Genomic DNA, 14,734 nt, shown 5'->3' on the forward strand with positions numbered 1-14,734 from the left:
GTGTGAGCCAAGACCTCCCCATCCACGCCGTCCTGCCCGCGATCCGCGCCGCGCTCGCAGGGCAGGGCGCAGGCGTGCTGATTGCGCGGCCGGGGGCCGGCAAGACCACCGCTGTCGCGCCCGGTCTGCTGGCTCAGCCATGGTGCACAGGCCAGATCATTCTCACCTCGCCGCGGCGCGTTGCTGCGCGGGCCGCAGCGGAGCGCATGGCCGAAGTGCTGGCCGAAAAGCCGGGCGAAACCGTGGGCTACATGACCCGGCTGGACAGCAAGGTTTCAGCGCGCACCCGCATCCTCATCGTGACCGAGGCGATCCTGGTGAATAGGCTGGTGGACGATCCGGAGCTTCCCGGCGTTTCTGCGCTGCTGTTTGACGAAGCGCATGAACGCAGCCTCGATAGCGATCTCGGTCTGGCCTTGGCGCTCGAAACCCGCGCCGTGCTGCGCGAGGATCTGCGCGTGTTGGTGATGTCTGCCACCATCGATGGTGCGCGCTTTTCGCACCTTTTGGGGGACAGCGCGGCGGTGATCGAAAGCGAGGGGCGCAGTTTTCCATTGTCGATCAAATGGCTTGGCGGCGATGCGGCACAGAATATCGAAGACCGGATGGCGGCTGCCGTGCTGACCGCATGGCGTGAGGAAAGCGGCGACATTCTCGCCTTTCTGCCCGGTGTTCGCGAAATCGAGCGGCTTCGTGAACGGCTGGAGCCGCGCCTCACCGACGTGCCGATCCACGCGCTCCACGGCCAGATCGAACCGGCAGCCCAGCGCGCTGCCATTCGCCGCGATGCGCAAGGCCGCCGCCGCATCGTGCTGGCCACCGCCATCGCCGAGACATCGCTGACGCTCGACGGGGTGAGCGTGGTGGTCGATTCCGGCTTGGCGCGGCTGGCGGAGTTTGATCGTGCGGCAGGCACCACGCATCTTGTCACGCGGCGCGCGTCGCAGGCGTCGGCGGCGCAGCGGGCCGGGCGTGCGGCGCGGCAGGGGCCGGGGGTGGCCTATCGCTTGTGGGAGGAGGCAGGCCATGCTGGCCGTCCGGCGTTCTCACCGGCTGAAATTCTGCAGGCTGATCTTGCACCCTTGCTGCTGCGGCTGGCCAAGTGGGGCTCGATCAATCCGCGGGCGTTGCCATGGTTAGACCCGCCGCCCGAAGCCTCGCTGGCAGCGGCGCGGACCGCGCTGGAGGCGCTGGGCGCGCTGGATGCAGGCGCACGGATCACGCCGCTGGGCGAGGCGATTGCCGCGCTGCCGATGGCGCCTGATCAGGCCGCCGCCGTGCTCCACGGTGCGCAGGCAGGCTGCGGCGCGGATGCGGCGCGATTGGTGATGCTGTTGCAGGAACGCGGGCTAGGCGGGCGGAGCGAGGATTTGGTTCAACGCCTCAGCCGCTGGCGCGGTGATCGCGCGCCGCGCAGCATATCAGCACAGCGCATCGCCGAGGGGTGGGCCAAGCAAGCGGCAAAGCTGACAAGCGTCATCGGTTCCAGTCCTGCCAACGATGCAGCCGAAGCACTGGCGCTTGCCCGCCCGGACTTTGTCGCGCGCCGCCGCGACCCCGCTGGGGAGAACTGGGTCAGTGCAGGCGGGCGGGGCTATGTGCTCGATCCAGCCTCACCGCTTGCCCGCGCAGAATGGATCGTGATTGGCGACGCACAGGGGCAGGCCAAGGGCGCGCGCATCACAGCAGGGGCTAAAATTGCCGCCGATCGCATTGCGGTGTTATTTGCCAAGCAATTGCAGGAACGCATTTCAACCCGCTGGAATAATGACAAGGATCGTGTCGAAGCGCGGCGCGAACGGCGGCTCGGCGCGATCGTGCTGACCAGCGTTCCGGAACCCGCGCCAGACCCTGCGCTGTTTGTGGATATCCTTGTGGGCAAGGCTGTGGAGCGGCTGGGGACGATTTTGCCGGACGGCTTTCTTGCGCGCGCGCGGTTCGCCGGGGTCGAAGTGCTTTCACCTGAGGCTTTGCGGGAACGGGCGGGGGAGTGGCTCGCGCCGGTGCTGGCCGGGCGACGCGACTGCGATTTGCCGCCGCACCGGTTTGCGGATGCCGCGCTGGGCCTGCTTGACTGGAATGCCAAAGCGGCGCTTGATCGGGCTGCGCCCATGCATTTTACCTCGCCCGCTGATACGCGCCATGCCATCGACTATGCGGGCGACGATGCGCCGAGTGTCGAGGTGCGGGTGCAGGCGCTGTTCGGGCTGGATATGCAGCCGATGATCGGCATGACTCCGCTGTTGCTTAAGCTGACCAGCCCCGGCGGGCGTCCGGTCCAGTCGACTCGCGACCTGCCCGGTTTCTGGCGCGGTAGCTGGCGCGATGTGGTCAAGGACATGAAGGGCCGCTATCCTAGGCACCGCTGGCCAGATCAGCCGTGGTTGGAAAAGCCGAGCATGAAGACCAAAAACGCCTTCAACCGCAGCCATTCGTGATCTAAAGGATAAAGCATGAGCGCACGCATCTTTCAGAAGCCCAAGCACGCCATGCAGTCCGGCAAGGCGCACACGGATGAGTGGGTGCTGGAATTTGAACATTCCGAGGCGCGTTTTGCTGACCCCTTAATGGGTTGGACCGGATCGGGCGATACGCAGTCGCAGGTGCACTTGACCTTTCCCTCGAAGGACGCGGCCAAAGCCTATGCCGAAAAATATGGCATAGCCGCGCGCGTTTACGCGACACCGCCCAAGCGGCTGAAGCTGCAGGCCTACGCGGATAATTTTCGCTGAGTTGATTTCCGCCTATCCTTGCGCCATAGGATACGCCGGGAGTCGGGTGGACGTTTGCGTTCGCTCACCGGGTCAGGTCCGGAAGGAAGCAGCCCAGGTGAATTGCGGCGGGTCGCTCGGCTCCTCTTTTGCACGTATTCGCAGCCTCGCGCACCATGACAAAACGTCACCGAGCGCCTAGCTTGTCGAGATGACCGATTCCGATCCCGAACTGCCTGAGCAGACTGGCAATGCCCCCACGGCGGTCGAACTGGAATCGGCAGGTCAGAATGCGCTGTTTGATGACCCCGCGCAGCCCGCGCCAGACCCGGTCTTGCCTCAGCCAGGCCCCGCTTTGACGCCGTTAGACCCGACCTTGCTCAAGCCAGACCCGGCCCAGACCGCCGCATCAGCGCAACCCTATCGCGTTTTGGCGCGCAAATATCGCCCGCAAACCTTTTCCGAACTGATCGGGCAGGAAGCGATGGTGCGTACTCTTGCCAACGCGATTGCGCGGGACCGGCTGGCACATGCGTTTCTGATGACGGGTGTGCGCGGGGTCGGCAAAACCTCGACTGCGCGGCTGATCGCCAAGGCGCTGAATTGCATTGGGCCGGATGGGCAAGGCGGGCCGACCATCGATCCCTGCGGCGTATGTGGCCCCTGTGTGGCTATCGCGGAAGGGCGCCATATCGATGTTATCGAGATGGACGCCGCGTCCAATACCGGCGTCGATGACGTGCGCGAGATCATCGAGCAGGTGCGCTATACTGCCGTTTCGGCGCGTTACAAAATCTACATTATCGACGAAGTTCACATGTTGTCGCGTAATGCTTTCAATGCTTTGCTTAAGACACTTGAGGAACCGCCGCCGCATGTGAAGTTCCTGTTCGCTACGACCGAAGTCGACAAACTGCCGGTCACGGTGTTGAGCCGGACGCAGCGTTTTGATCTGCGCCGCATCCCTGCACCGATGCTGGCCGAACACTTTGCACGGATTTGCGCTCTGGAAGGTGTCGAAGCCGAAGGGGAGGCGCTCGGCATCATCGCTGCGGCGGCTGAGGGATCGGTCCGCGATGGGCTTTCGATCCTCGATCAAGCCATCGCGCATGCTGATCTAGACGGTGAGGGCCAGGTGACCGGCAGCCGGGTGCGTGACATGCTGGGTCTTGCCGACAAAAGCGCGCAGAGGCGCGTGCTCGGACATCTTTTGTCCGGCGATGCCAAGGCGTTGCTTGCTGCCGTTGACGAGCAGTATGCTCTAGGTGTGGAGCCGTTGGCGCTGATGCGCGCGCTGATGGATTTGACCCACCGCGTGACGTTGTCGCAGGTCTCGGGTAGTGAGCCGGACGTGCCGGCAGAGGATGAACGTACTGCGCTTAGTGACTTTGCCACGAGGCTCGGCGCGGGAGAGCTGCACCGGCTGTGGCAATTGTTGCTGAAGGGCCATGACGAGGTGCGCACCGCCCCTGATCCGCTGGTGTCGCTCCAGATGGCCTTGCTGCGTATTCTTCACGCGGCGCAAATGCCCGATCCGGGCAAGCTTGCCCGGCGGATCGAAGAGTTGGCCGCAAACGGTCCGGCCCCCGCGGCGGCTGGCGCTTCAAACGAAAGCGCTGCGGCTAACCCAACGCCCGCCGCAGCGTCACCCGCGCCAGAATGGACCAAGCTTGTCGATGCGGTTGATGCGGCCGGCCAATTGCGCGTTGCGCAGATGATGCGAGATCGGGTGCGGGTTATCGAGATCGCTCCGGAACGCCTGATTTATCAGCAAGCTGACAATTTTCCCGATGACCCTGCGCCCGACATTCGTGAGGCGCTATTCAAGGTGACGGGCAAGCGTTGGTCGATTGAGCGTGGCACCGGAGAGGCCCGGCCATCCTTGCGCGAGATCGCGGAATCCGAAGTCGCCGCAAAGGACGCCCGAATTCGCTCCGACCCATTGGTCAAGGCCACGTTCGAGGCCTTTCCCGATGCCGAATTGATCACAACCCACAGCCGCGCCGCACGTGCCGGCGCTGGCAATCCCCCCTGGAATTGAGGAGTTCCCCCGCGATGAAATCGATGGAAGAAATGATGGCAGCCGCCCAGCAGGCGGCAGAGACCATCCAGAAGCAGATGAACGATATGCAGGTGAAGCTGGATTCGATCGAGGTCGAAGGCTCGGCGGGTGGCGGCTTGGTGAAGGTCCGTGCCAGCGCCAAGGGCCGAATCCTTGGAGTTGCGATTGACGACAGCCTGATAGTGCCTGACGACAAGCAGATCCTCGAGGACCTCGTCGCAGCCGCTTTCAACGACGCGCGCGACCGGGCTGATCGGGTTTCGGAGCAACAGATGCGCGAGATGCAAGGCTCGATGGGTCTTCCGCCAGGCTTCAATTTGCCGGGACTTGGTTGAAAGGAAGCGTCTGGGTGGTCCGGCGAATGCTAGACCACCTTACGGCCAAATCCGCCGTGTGTGCGGGCGCGGTTATGACGGGGCATAAGACCTGTCGCTGCATCGTTCTGTGCCTGCGCCATGCCGCCCTCGCGTCGCGCCATGTAACGCGCAAATGCCGCGTCGGCATCGAAGTCCGATAGCGGAGGCAATTCCTTTGTCCCGGATGGAACGCTGGCGCTCGGAGCGGCCGGGGGTGTTTCGACCTTGCGATTTCGGCCCCTAGTCACCACCCAGACATCGCCGATTGCGCTTCGCAAGGCACGCCAGAAGCAATATTGTCCCAGACTTCCAATGATCAGTACTGGAAGATAGCCCGACAAGCCGAAGTTCATGCCGATTCCCGCGGTTTCGGACTGGCTGAGCAGCGCGGCCAAGCCGGTCAAAGCAAGCCCGCTGAGAATCCAAACTGCGGTCGTCATAGTTTGCCTCAATCAATCCATGGCAGAGGATAACGCACGAGCGTTAACGCCTCGCCTCTTGCTCCACAGCTTCTTCCGAAAAAGTCATTGCGGGGTTCGGAGGCCCTCCCCATATTCTGCGCAAAGGCGCTCTCGTTCACCCGATAACGGGGAGCACCGCGGATACAGAAACATGACTCAGACTTACCCCCTCCTCGCGCTGCGCGATATTGTTGTATTCCCCGGCATGGTCGTTCCCCTTTTCGTAGGACGCGATAAGTCGGTCGCAGCGCTCGAAGCGGCCATGGAGGCTTCCAAGGATATCGTTCTTCTTGCTCAGCTTGATCCGGGTTGTGATGATCCCGACGGCGACGATCTCTATGATGTGGGCGTAATTGCGCAGGTGCTTCAGTTGCTGAAGTTGCCCGATGGAACCGTGCGCGTGCTGATCGAAGGTAAGTCGCGAGCCCGGCTCTCGGCGCTTGAAGATGTTGGCACGTATCTGCTGGCAGAGGTGGAGGACGTTGATCCCGAAACTGTTTCGGGCAGCGAAGTAACCGCATTGATGCGTCAGGTCACGGAGCAATTCGGCGAATATGCGAAGCTGAACAAGAAGCTGGGAGAAGATGCCGCAATTGATCTTTCGGACATCGATGATGCCGGGCAACTGGCGGATACCATCGCGGCGGCCCTTAGTGCCAAGGTTTCAGACAAGCAGGCGTTGTTGACGGAAGGTAACCCCTTGAAGCGCCTGGAACTTGTCATGGCGTTCATGGAAGGTGAGTTGTCGGTTTTGCAGGTCGAACGCAAGATCCGCGGCCGGGTCAAACGCCAGATGGAAAAAACTCAGCGAGAGTATTATCTCAACGAGCAGATGAAAGCGATCCAGTCCGAGCTTGGCGGAGGGGACGAAGGTGAGGGCAACGAGATTGCCGAGCTGACCGAGAAGATCGAAAAGACCAAGCTTTCCAAGGAAGCCAAGGCCAAGGCTCACGCGGAGCTCAAGAAGCTGCGGTCGATGCAGCCGATGAGCGCCGAGGCAACCGTGATCCGCAACTATCTCGACGTGCTGCTCGGCCTGCCGTGGGGCAAGAAGTCGAAGTTGAAGAAGGACATCGCCCAGGCGCAAGCGGTGCTCGATGCCGATCACTACGCGCTGGAGAAGGTGAAGGATCGGATCGTCGAATATCTTGCTGTTCAGGCGCGCACGAACAAACTGAAGGGACCGATCCTGTGCCTCGTCGGACCTCCGGGCGTCGGCAAGACCTCGCTTGGCAAATCGATTGCCAAGGCGTGCGGGCGCGAATTTGTGCGCCAATCGCTGGGCGGGGTGCGGGACGAAGCCGAAATTCGCGGCCACCGCCGGACCTATATCGGCTCAATGCCGGGCAAGATCGTTGCCAACCTGAAGAAGGCCGGCACGTCAAACCCGCTGTTTCTGCTCGATGAGATCGACAAGCTTGGTCAGGATTTCCGCGGCGATCCGGCGTCGGCGCTGCTTGAAGTGCTTGATCCGGAACAGAATTCCAAGTTTCAGGACCACTATCTCGAACTCGATCTCGACCTGTCGGACATCATGTTCGTATGCACGGCAAACAGCCTCAATCTGCCGCAGCCGCTGCTTGACCGGATGGAGATCATCAGGCTCGAAGGATACACCGAAGACGAGAAGGTCGAAATCGCCCAGCGTCACCTCGTTGAAAAGCAGGTCGAAGCCCATGGTTTGAAAAAATCGGAGTTTACGCTGGAGGAAGAGGCGCTTCGCGACCTTATCCGCTACTACACCCGAGAAGCCGGTGTGCGGACGCTTGAGCGCGAAATCGCCAAGTTGGCGCGCAAGAGCCTGCGCCAGATTCTTGAAAAGAAAGCGACCAGTGTCACCATCACGGCAGATAATCTGGGTGATTTCTCCGGCGTGCGTCGCTTCAAGCACGGTGTGTCGGAGGAGGAGGCGCAGGTTGGCGCAGTGACCGGGCTTGCATGGACATCGGTGGGCGGCGAATTGCTGACTATCGAAAGCGTCACCACGCCGGGCAAGGGTGAGGTGAAGACCACCGGCAAGCTGGGCCAGGTGATGAACGAAAGCGTTTCGGCCGCATTCAGTTTTGTGAAGGCCAGGGCGCCCGCCTATGGCATCAAGCCCAGCCTGATCAATCGTAAGAATGTGCACATCCATCTCCCCGAAGGCGCGGTGCCCAAGGACGGGCCAAGCGCCGGGATCGGGATGGTTACCTCGATTGTGTCAACGTTCACCGGGATCGCGGTACGCCCGGACGTGGCGATGACTGGTGAGGTCACACTGCGAGGCCGGGTGCTCCCTATTGGCGGATTGAAGGAAAAGCTGCTGGCCGCGCTGCGTGGCGGCATAAAGATCGTTCTCATTCCCGAGGATAACGTGAAGGACTTGGCCGAAATCCCCGCCAATGCCAAAGAGGGGCTTGAAATCGTGCCCGTGTCTCATGTTGACGAGGTGCTCGCGCGAGCATTGGTCGAGCCGCTTGAGGCAATCGAATGGACCGAAGCCGATGATCTTGCGAGCCAGCCTGTAGCTGCTCAGCCCGCAGTAAATCCGGCAAGCTCAGAGGTGCCAACTGCGCATTGAGCCGCTAGAAGGCGTCCACTTGCCGTGATTCGCGGCAGGGTCACGCCTTTCCGGAGACGGCATTCATCATACTGAGGAGCGTTTGACTCACGTTGGGCGCTCAGACAATTTCGGCTGTCTGCAAGGCCTGATCGGCTCGCCTATTTGCCTTTGACAGCCCGTCAAAAAACGTTTCAGTCTGTCCGTTTCCAAGATGCGCGATTCATCACGATCAATGAAATCCTGAAGTGAGGGGGTTCCCAGATGAACAAGAACGACCTGATCAGCGAAGTCTCAGCCGCGAGCGGTCTGTCAAAGAACGATGCTTCGAATGCCGTAGAGAGCGTCTTTGACGCAATCACCAAGGCTCTTTCGGGGGGTGACGAAGTGCGCTTGGTCGGCTTCGGCACCTTTTCGGTTGCCAAGCGCAAGGCATCGACCGGACGCAACCCACGCACCGGCGAACCGATGACGATCAAGGCTTCGAACCAGCCCAAGTTCAAGGCCGGCAAGGGTCTGAAGGACGCAGTCAACTAAACCGTTCTCCAATCGGCTGCCTGTTCGAAAAGGCAAGGAAACCCTGTCTGCCCTGTGGCTGGCCGGGTTTTTCTTTGCCTTTGCCCTCGATATCCGGGCGTGTCGGCAGTCAGATTGGTCGGGACTTGGCGCTTCAGCGACGAGACGGGCCAAGTTATCATTGTATTTTTCGATGCAACTGGCGAAATGCCCGTGCTCATTTGCGCAAGGTTTATTTGACCGCTAAAAAGGTCTCCCTTTTGGGGCGAGAGGTAAAGCCGTTTGGCTCGGTAACGGCAAGTTCGGACTTGAACTTTCCTGACGATCTGAAGCAGCCGGGCAATGCCAGCGCAAAGCCAGTCAGCACTGCATGGCGCAAACGCGAATAATTGAAGGGGTGGACATGGAAACGCACCCCTTGCCCGAGCATCTAAGCTCGCGTCGCCACCGCATAAAGCGCAATTGCCGCAGCGTTAGAAACATTCAAGCTTTCGATTGCCGACGAAATCGGCAATTTGGCGAGGACATCGCAATGGGCTGCGATATTCTGGCGTAGGCCTTCGCCCTCAGCGCCCACCACGATGGCCAGCGGTCCAGTGGGCATAACGTCGGCAAGGACCGCAGTGGCTTCGCCCGCGAGCCCAATGCGCCAATATCCGGCCTCTGCCAATTCTTCGAGCGCGCGTGCCAGATTGACGACCCGCACCCACGGTACAGTTTCAAGCGCGCCCGAAGCAGCCTTTGCCAGCACGCCGCCTTCTGTTGGCGCATGGCGGTCTTGCGTAACGATTGCTGCGGCGCCGAAAGCGGCAGCCGAACGCAAGATCGCGCCGACATTGTGCGGATCCGTAACCTGATCGAGCACGACGATCGGACGTGCCGCGTCGCCATCTGCGACTTCATCAAGGAACACGTCTTCCAGTGCGGCGCACTCCAATACGAGCCCTTGGTGTGGCGCATCTTTAGCAACGAGGCGCGCAAGATCGGCTGCCTGGGCGTGCTCGACCGGGAAACCAGCGGGTAGCTCGCCATCGAGGCTTTCGAGGCCCTCTGGCGTGGCCCACAGCTTGCGATGCTGGCGTTCAGAGTTCTTGAGAGCAGCCTCAACAGCATGGCGGCCCCAAAGGCGTACGTGTCCTGCGCTGCCGCGGCCAGAACCACGGCCGCCCTTCATGCGCCCCGCGCGGCCTCGCAGGGCACGTTTACGTTCAACCTTGGCCATCATTGCTCCTTCATGGCAGCATCAAGCGCGCCCCCTGCCAGCAGGGGCATTGACAGGCAAGCAGTGCTTCTTCAAAGGGGCGCCTCTCGGAACGGGTCTGGAAACGGACACGCGCAATTTCAGAGTGTATTACACTTAGAATGCCCCCCTCGACTGAGGGGACTGTGTGGACAGGTGGCCGAGTGGTTAAAGGCAGCAGACTGTAAATCTGCCCGCGCAAGCGTACGCTGGTTCGAATCCAGCCCTGTCCACCAATTCCTTATTCGTCGGCGTTCGCGAATGACCGTAGAATTGTCCTTTTCCCTCGTGTAATGTGCCCCTTAAGGGTTGCCTGGGTTCGCTGTCGTTCGCGTGCAGCTGGCAGCGAATGTGGGGAAGGTGTGGGGACAGCATCATTGTTCCCCACACTTAGGTGCTCTGATTTGCGCTTCGAAAGTGTGGGGAATGAAATGGGCAAGCTCACAGCAGTCGCGGTCAAGGCCGCATTTGCGAATCCAGGCACCTATCAGGATGGGGACGGGCTGTTTCTGAAGGTGGGGAAAAGTGGTGCAGCTTCATGGCTGGTGCGGGTCCAACAAGATGGCAAGCGGCGCGATATCGGATTGGGCAGCGCAAAACTGCTTACGCTGGCAGAGGCGCGTGAAAGGGCGGGGCAGTTGCGCAAAGCCGTGAAGGTGGAAAAGCGCGACGTTTTGGCGGAACGCAAGGACGATGCCGCGGCCAAGGTGACGTTCCGCGATGCCGCGTGTCAGTATCACACAGAGAATGAGTCTGGTTGGAAGAGTAAGGTTTATGCGCGTCAGTGGCTCGCCAGTCTGGAAAATTACGCCTTTCCGAAACTGGGTGACATGCCAACAGGCAGTATCACCACATCCGACATCATTACTGTACTGACGCCGATCTGGCAGGAAATTCCCGAAACCGCACGGCAAGTGCGCAATCGGATTTGCGCGGTGCTCGATTATGCCCATGCCAAGGGCTGGCGCTCTCGCGAGGCTCCGTCTGGCAATGGCAGCCTCAAAGCGGGACGAGGCCTTCCGCGCCAAGTGAAGGCGCGCGAGAACCGCAAAGCTATGCCTTATGTTGCCCTGCCTGGCTTCATCACCGCACTTCGGCGCAAACCATCCTATGGTCGGCTAGCGCTTGAGCTTCTTATACTCACTGGTGTTCGCAGCCAGGAGGTCCGGCTGGCGAGATGGGTCGAATTTGATCTGGAGGTGCGTCTGTGGACTATCCCAGCTGATCATATGAAGCGGAGAAAGGCGCATATCGTGCCGCTATCTGAAGCCGCTGTCGCGGTGCTATCGAAGGCAAATGCCTTGCGGATGCCTGAGAGTGATGTCGTGTTCCCTGGCATGGCTGGCAAGCCGATGTCAGACATGACGTTGCTCAAGGTGCTGCGTGATATGAGTGAGCCATTCCACGTGCATGGTTTCCGCTCCGCCCTAACCGATTGGGCCGCTAATGAAGGCTTTGCCGATGCTGTAGTGGAAGCGGCGCTGGCTCACAAGACGCCCGACGCTGTGCAAGCGGCCTATCGGCGGACAACCTATCTTGGCACACCAGGGCAGCCTGGCGCGCGCGTCAAGCTAATGGACGCTTGGGGGCATTTTTGCGTGGGCAGCGCGGCCGGTCTGGCCAGTACTACGCGCCTACTGCAAAAAAACCGAAACACATAAAACGAAGTCTAGCACGGGTCTTTGAACCTTCGGATGCCGAGCGCCCACGCGCAGGTAGGCTGGGGGAATACATCGCGGGCATCGACTGCAAAAACGGTCTATTTTGAGTGAGCCGATAAATCATCTAAAACACTGAAAAATAGATATAAATTGACAAGCCGCGTTTTGTGGCTATGCTTATGTGGCGCGCTGCTATTGGCGTGCGCCCTATCATGGCATTGGAATTTTGAATGGCACGGCAACCCGCGAGGGTGCTGGAGAAGAGTGATGTCCAGCGCTTAAATTCGACGAACTCGTCACCAAGCTGCGCGAGATTTTCCAGATTGACCGGCCGGAGCTGGATTTCGGCGTCTACCGCATTCTCAATGCCCGCGCGGACGAGATCAACGAATATCTGTCGACCCGGCTGAAGGCGCAAGTTGAAGCAGCGCTGGCCAGCGGTTCTGCCGCCAACACGCAAGCGCAGCAGCGCGAGCTGGATGAGACGGTCAAGGCGTTGACCTCGGCAGGCGTCGATCCCGAAGCCGCGCCCAAGGTGAAAGACCTGCGCGCGGCCATCGCCGCCGCATCAACGGGCACGTCGGATCACGAAAACGCGGTGTTTTCGCACTTGCTGGCGTTCTTTTCGCGCTATTATGACAAGGGCGATTTCATCAGCCAGCGCCGGTACAAAGGCGATACTTATGCCATTCCCTATGCCGGGGAAGAGGTGGTGCTGCACTGGGCCAACAAGGACCAGTATTACACCAAGTCCGGCGAGGCGTTCAGCAATTATGGCTTCAAGCTGCCAGCCAGAGATGGTGAGGAGCCCCGCGCCGTCCGGTTCCAGCTGATCGCCGCCGATACCGCCAAGGATAACCGCAAGGACAACGACAAAGACCGCCGCTTCGCGCTGGCCGAGGCCCGGACCGTCACGCGCATCGATGATGAGGGCGAGCCTTTCGAGGACGAGATCGTCCCCATCGCGGAAGAAAACGGCGATCTGGTCATCCGCTTCGAATACCGGGCGTTCCCGGCCAAGACCAAGCAGGAGACGATGGTCGATGCTGCGGTGCAAGCGGTGCTGGCCGACGAGGCGGTCAAGACGAGCTGGCTGGACCTGACCACCCGCGCACCGACCGACAAGAACCCGCAGCGCACCGTGCTGGAAAAGCACCTGACGACCTACACCCAGAAGAACACGGCCGACTATTTCGTCCACAAAGACCTCGGCACATTCCTGCGCCGCGAGCTGGATTTCTACATCAAGAACGAGGTGATGAACCTCGATGATGTGCAGGATGCGATGAGCTTTGCCGCGATTGAAACCAATCTGCGGATGATCCAGTGCCTGCGCGCCATTGCGCGGGATCTGATCACCTTCCTTGCCAGCATCGAGGATTTTCAGAAGAAGCTGTGGCTCAAGAAGAAGTTCGTTGTGGCGGCGCACTATTGCGTCACGCTCGATCGCGTTCCGGAGGCGCTTTATGACCGGATTGCGGCGAACCCCGCCCAATGGGCGCAGTGGCACGATCTGGGGATGCGCGATGGCATAGCGCCCGGAACGGTCGCGGAGCTGAAAGCACAGCCCTATCTGACGGTGGATAGTCGAGCTGGCGCGTTTCGACAATGGGCCTGCTCAATATGGGGCGGGGTGAGGGCTCCCAGATCATCCAGCTGTTCGGCCGCGGCGTTCGCCTAAAGGGGCGCGGCATGTCGCTGAAGCGGTCGCTGCCGATCGAACGGCCGAAGGGAAGCCACCTCGAAAAGCTGGAGGCGCTCAACATCTTCGGGGTGCGCGCCGACTACATGGCCACCTTCCGCGAATACCTCATCGAGGAAGGCATCACTCCGAGCGATGAGATCATCACTCTGGATTTCACGACCCGCAGCAACTTGCCGACTGGCCGGCGCCTGAAAACGCTCAAGCTTCGCGATGGTTACAAGGACAATCAGGCCAAAGGCTTCAAGCGGGTCCATTTCCCATGGCTCTACGAAGTGCCCGCGGAATTCGAAGGCAAGATCAAGCCGCCGCATGTCTCGCTGGACCTTTACCCACGCGTTGAGGCTATGGCCTCAGATGGCAAGGGCCAGGCAGATGACCGTAATGCGCGCCACGCCGGCAAGATCGACCGAGCCATCATGGCCATGTTCGATTGGGATCGCCTTTTCCTGTCACTGCAGCAGTACAAGCTACAGAAGAGTTGGAGCAACCTACGCCTCGAGAAGGGCCAGCTTCGCGAATTCTGCGAGAGCCACGATGACTGGTACACCCTGTTCATGCCAGCGAGCGAGCTGACATTCTCGGGCTTTACGACAATCCTTAAGCTTCAGGACGTGCTGCTTCAACTGTTGTGTGACTACACCGACCGCTTCTATCAGGGTCTGAAAGCGGCCTATGAGGGCCAGTATTTTGATCTCGACGAGGTGACGGAAGAGCATGGCTCAATGCTCAAGCTATACCAGTTCGAGGTTGAGAACAGCGACGATGGCGAAACCTACCTGAACCGTTTGACCGCGCTGCAGGAGATTGTTGCGGCGGGGAACATCGGCGAAGCTAGCAAGTGGCAAGCGGCCAATATGGTCGCGATCAGCTTCGATCAGCACCTGTTTTACCCGCTGCTTTGCCCGGTGAAAGACGCGGCGCTGCCGTTGAAAATGCGGCCGCTCGGGCTGGGCGCGGAGAGTGAAATAAGGTTCGTGCAGGACCTGATGGCTTTCTACCAGACCGACGCGGGTCGCGAGGCAATCGGGACACGGAGCCTCTACTTGCTGCGCAATGCCGACTCCAAGGCAAAGGGCCTAGGCTTCGCTTTAGCTGGAAATTTCTACCCGGACTTTTTGCTTTGGCTGGTCGATGATGAAACTGGCCACCAGAGCCTTAGCTTTGTGGATCCCAAGGGCATCCGCAACCTCGACCTTGATGACCCAAAGTTCGGCCTATCGAAGGAGGTGAAAAAGCTTCAGGATGAGATCGGTGGCGGCGCTCTGAGCCTAAATGCCTTTATCTTATCCGAAACTCAGGTTGGGGACCTGCTAAATTTACGTCGATTAAACCGCGCCGACCTCGAAGCACGCAACGTGCTCTTCATGGATAGCAATGGATGGGATTACCTGACGAAGATGTTCCAGGTGCTGAGCCAGGCTGACATGCACGGCGCTGCATGACTGTATGCTGGCGTTTGCGGGTCAATTGGCGGCGCCCCAAC

The 14,734-nt window shown here is 60.3% G+C and carries 12 protein-coding genes, 1 tRNA gene and 1 other RNA gene; 11 read left to right on the forward strand and 3 right to left on the reverse strand.

Features of this window, described 5'->3' with window-relative positions; all coding sequences use genetic code 11:
* The first annotated feature begins 2 nt into the window (after nucleotides 1-2).
* From hrpB to ACRANW_RS08215, 5 genes are all read left to right on the forward strand, one after another.
* The gene (hrpB, locus tag ACRANW_RS08195) at nucleotides 3-2,438 is read left to right on the forward strand and encodes an ATP-dependent helicase HrpB (RefSeq protein WP_479431328.1); all 2,436 of its coding nucleotides are present in this window, start codon (nucleotides 3-5) and stop codon (nucleotides 2,436-2,438) included.
* Between the two features lie 15 nt (nucleotides 2,439-2,453).
* Nucleotides 2,454-2,732 (forward strand): ETC complex I subunit, encoded by a 279-nt coding sequence (locus tag ACRANW_RS08200; protein ID WP_479431329.1) that lies wholly within the window; start codon nucleotides 2,454-2,456, stop codon nucleotides 2,730-2,732.
* Nucleotides 2,733-2,767: 35 nt separating this feature from the next.
* Nucleotides 2,768-2,862, forward strand: an RNA gene (gene ffs / locus ACRANW_RS08205) — signal recognition particle sRNA small type.
* Between the two features lie 60 nt (nucleotides 2,863-2,922).
* Nucleotides 2,923-4,752 (forward strand): DNA polymerase III subunit gamma/tau, encoded by a 1,830-nt coding sequence (locus ACRANW_RS08210; protein WP_479431330.1) that lies wholly within the window; start codon nucleotides 2,923-2,925, stop codon nucleotides 4,750-4,752.
* A gap of 14 nt (nucleotides 4,753-4,766) precedes the next feature.
* Nucleotides 4,767-5,108: a YbaB/EbfC family nucleoid-associated protein gene (locus tag ACRANW_RS08215; protein ID WP_479431331.1), complete on the forward strand. Its 342-nt coding sequence runs from the start codon at nucleotides 4,767-4,769 to the stop codon at nucleotides 5,106-5,108.
* A 29-nt stretch (nucleotides 5,109-5,137) separates the two neighbouring features.
* Here ACRANW_RS08215 and ACRANW_RS08220 read toward each other — a convergent pair whose 3' ends face one another.
* Nucleotides 5,138-5,569, reverse strand: a complete 432-nt coding sequence (locus tag ACRANW_RS08220) for a hypothetical protein (protein WP_479431332.1) — start codon at nucleotides 5,567-5,569, stop codon at nucleotides 5,138-5,140.
* 172 nt (nucleotides 5,570-5,741) lie between these two features.
* Between ACRANW_RS08220 and lon the strand changes: the two genes are divergently transcribed.
* Complete coding sequence (lon, locus tag ACRANW_RS08225) at nucleotides 5,742-8,150, forward strand: endopeptidase La (protein WP_479431333.1); 2,409 nt, start codon at nucleotides 5,742-5,744, stop codon at nucleotides 8,148-8,150.
* 243 nt (nucleotides 8,151-8,393) lie between these two features.
* A complete protein-coding gene (locus tag ACRANW_RS08230) occupies nucleotides 8,394-8,666 on the forward strand; it encodes an HU family DNA-binding protein (protein ID WP_479431334.1) in 273 nt (90 codons plus the stop codon).
* Nucleotides 8,667-9,075: 409 nt separating this feature from the next.
* On the opposite strand, the gene rlmB is transcribed toward ACRANW_RS08230, so the two are convergent.
* Nucleotides 9,076-9,867 carry a 23S rRNA (guanosine(2251)-2'-O)-methyltransferase RlmB gene (gene rlmB / locus ACRANW_RS08235; protein ID WP_479433897.1) on the reverse strand — a complete coding sequence of 264 codons (792 nt, stop codon included), beginning with the start codon at nucleotides 9,865-9,867 and terminating at the stop codon, nucleotides 9,076-9,078.
* A 168-nt stretch (nucleotides 9,868-10,035) separates the two neighbouring features.
* On the opposite strand from rlmB, the gene ACRANW_RS08240 reads away from it, so the two are divergent.
* Both ACRANW_RS08240 and ACRANW_RS08245 read left to right on the forward strand, forming a co-directional pair.
* Nucleotides 10,036-10,121 (forward strand) — tRNA-Tyr (locus tag ACRANW_RS08240).
* A 195-nt stretch (nucleotides 10,122-10,316) separates the two neighbouring features.
* On the forward strand, nucleotides 10,317-11,546 hold the full coding sequence (locus ACRANW_RS08245; RefSeq protein WP_479431335.1) for a tyrosine-type recombinase/integrase: 1,230 nt from the start codon (nucleotides 10,317-10,319) through the stop codon (nucleotides 11,544-11,546).
* A 124-nt stretch (nucleotides 11,547-11,670) separates the two neighbouring features.
* Here the strand turns inward: ACRANW_RS08245 and ACRANW_RS08250 are convergent, their stop codons facing one another.
* Nucleotides 11,671-12,006: a hypothetical protein gene (locus ACRANW_RS08250; protein WP_479431336.1), complete on the reverse strand. Its 336-nt coding sequence runs from the start codon at nucleotides 12,004-12,006 to the stop codon at nucleotides 11,671-11,673.
* Nucleotides 12,007-12,042: 36 nt separating this feature from the next.
* On the opposite strand from ACRANW_RS08250, the gene ACRANW_RS08255 reads away from it, so the two are divergent.
* Both ACRANW_RS08255 and ACRANW_RS08260 read left to right on the forward strand, forming a co-directional pair.
* The gene (locus ACRANW_RS08255; protein WP_479431337.1) at nucleotides 12,043-13,227 is read left to right on the forward strand and encodes a hypothetical protein; all 1,185 of its coding nucleotides are present in this window, start codon (nucleotides 12,043-12,045) and stop codon (nucleotides 13,225-13,227) included.
* Nucleotides 13,155-14,693, forward strand: a complete 1,539-nt coding sequence (locus ACRANW_RS08260) for a hypothetical protein (RefSeq protein ID WP_479431338.1) — start codon at nucleotides 13,155-13,157, stop codon at nucleotides 14,691-14,693. Before ACRANW_RS08255 ends, ACRANW_RS08260 begins: the two co-directional genes overlap by 73 nt.
* The last annotated feature ends 41 nt before the right edge of the window (nucleotides 14,694-14,734 follow it).

The organism is Erythrobacter sp. 'gip.4 top 5' (assembly GCF_056495765.1).

What these genes read in the sequence shown, in the direction of transcription:
- ACRANW_RS08220 (WP_479431332.1), bottom strand. Translation starts at nt 5,569, where the DNA reads ATGACGACCGCAGTTTGGATTCTCAGCGGGCTTGCTTTGACCGGCTTG.
- ACRANW_RS08200 (WP_479431329.1), top strand. Translation starts at nt 2,454, where the DNA reads ATGAGCGCACGCATCTTTCAGAAGCCCAAGCACGCCATGCAGTCCGGC.
- ACRANW_RS08245 (WP_479431335.1), top strand. Translation starts at nt 10,317, where the DNA reads ATGGGCAAGCTCACAGCAGTCGCGGTCAAGGCCGCATTTGCGAATCCA.
- rlmB (WP_479433897.1), bottom strand. Translation starts at nt 9,867, where the DNA reads ATGGCCAAGGTTGAACGTAAACGTGCCCTGCGAGGCCGCGCGGGGCGC.
- ACRANW_RS08215 (WP_479431331.1), top strand. Translation starts at nt 4,767, where the DNA reads ATGAAATCGATGGAAGAAATGATGGCAGCCGCCCAGCAGGCGGCAGAG.
- ACRANW_RS08230 (WP_479431334.1), top strand. Translation starts at nt 8,394, where the DNA reads ATGAACAAGAACGACCTGATCAGCGAAGTCTCAGCCGCGAGCGGTCTG.
- lon (WP_479431333.1), top strand. Translation starts at nt 5,742, where the DNA reads ATGACTCAGACTTACCCCCTCCTCGCGCTGCGCGATATTGTTGTATTC.
- ACRANW_RS08260 (WP_479431338.1), top strand. Translation starts at nt 13,155, where the DNA reads ATGGGCCTGCTCAATATGGGGCGGGGTGAGGGCTCCCAGATCATCCAG.
- ACRANW_RS08210 (WP_479431330.1), top strand. Translation starts at nt 2,923, where the DNA reads ATGACCGATTCCGATCCCGAACTGCCTGAGCAGACTGGCAATGCCCCC.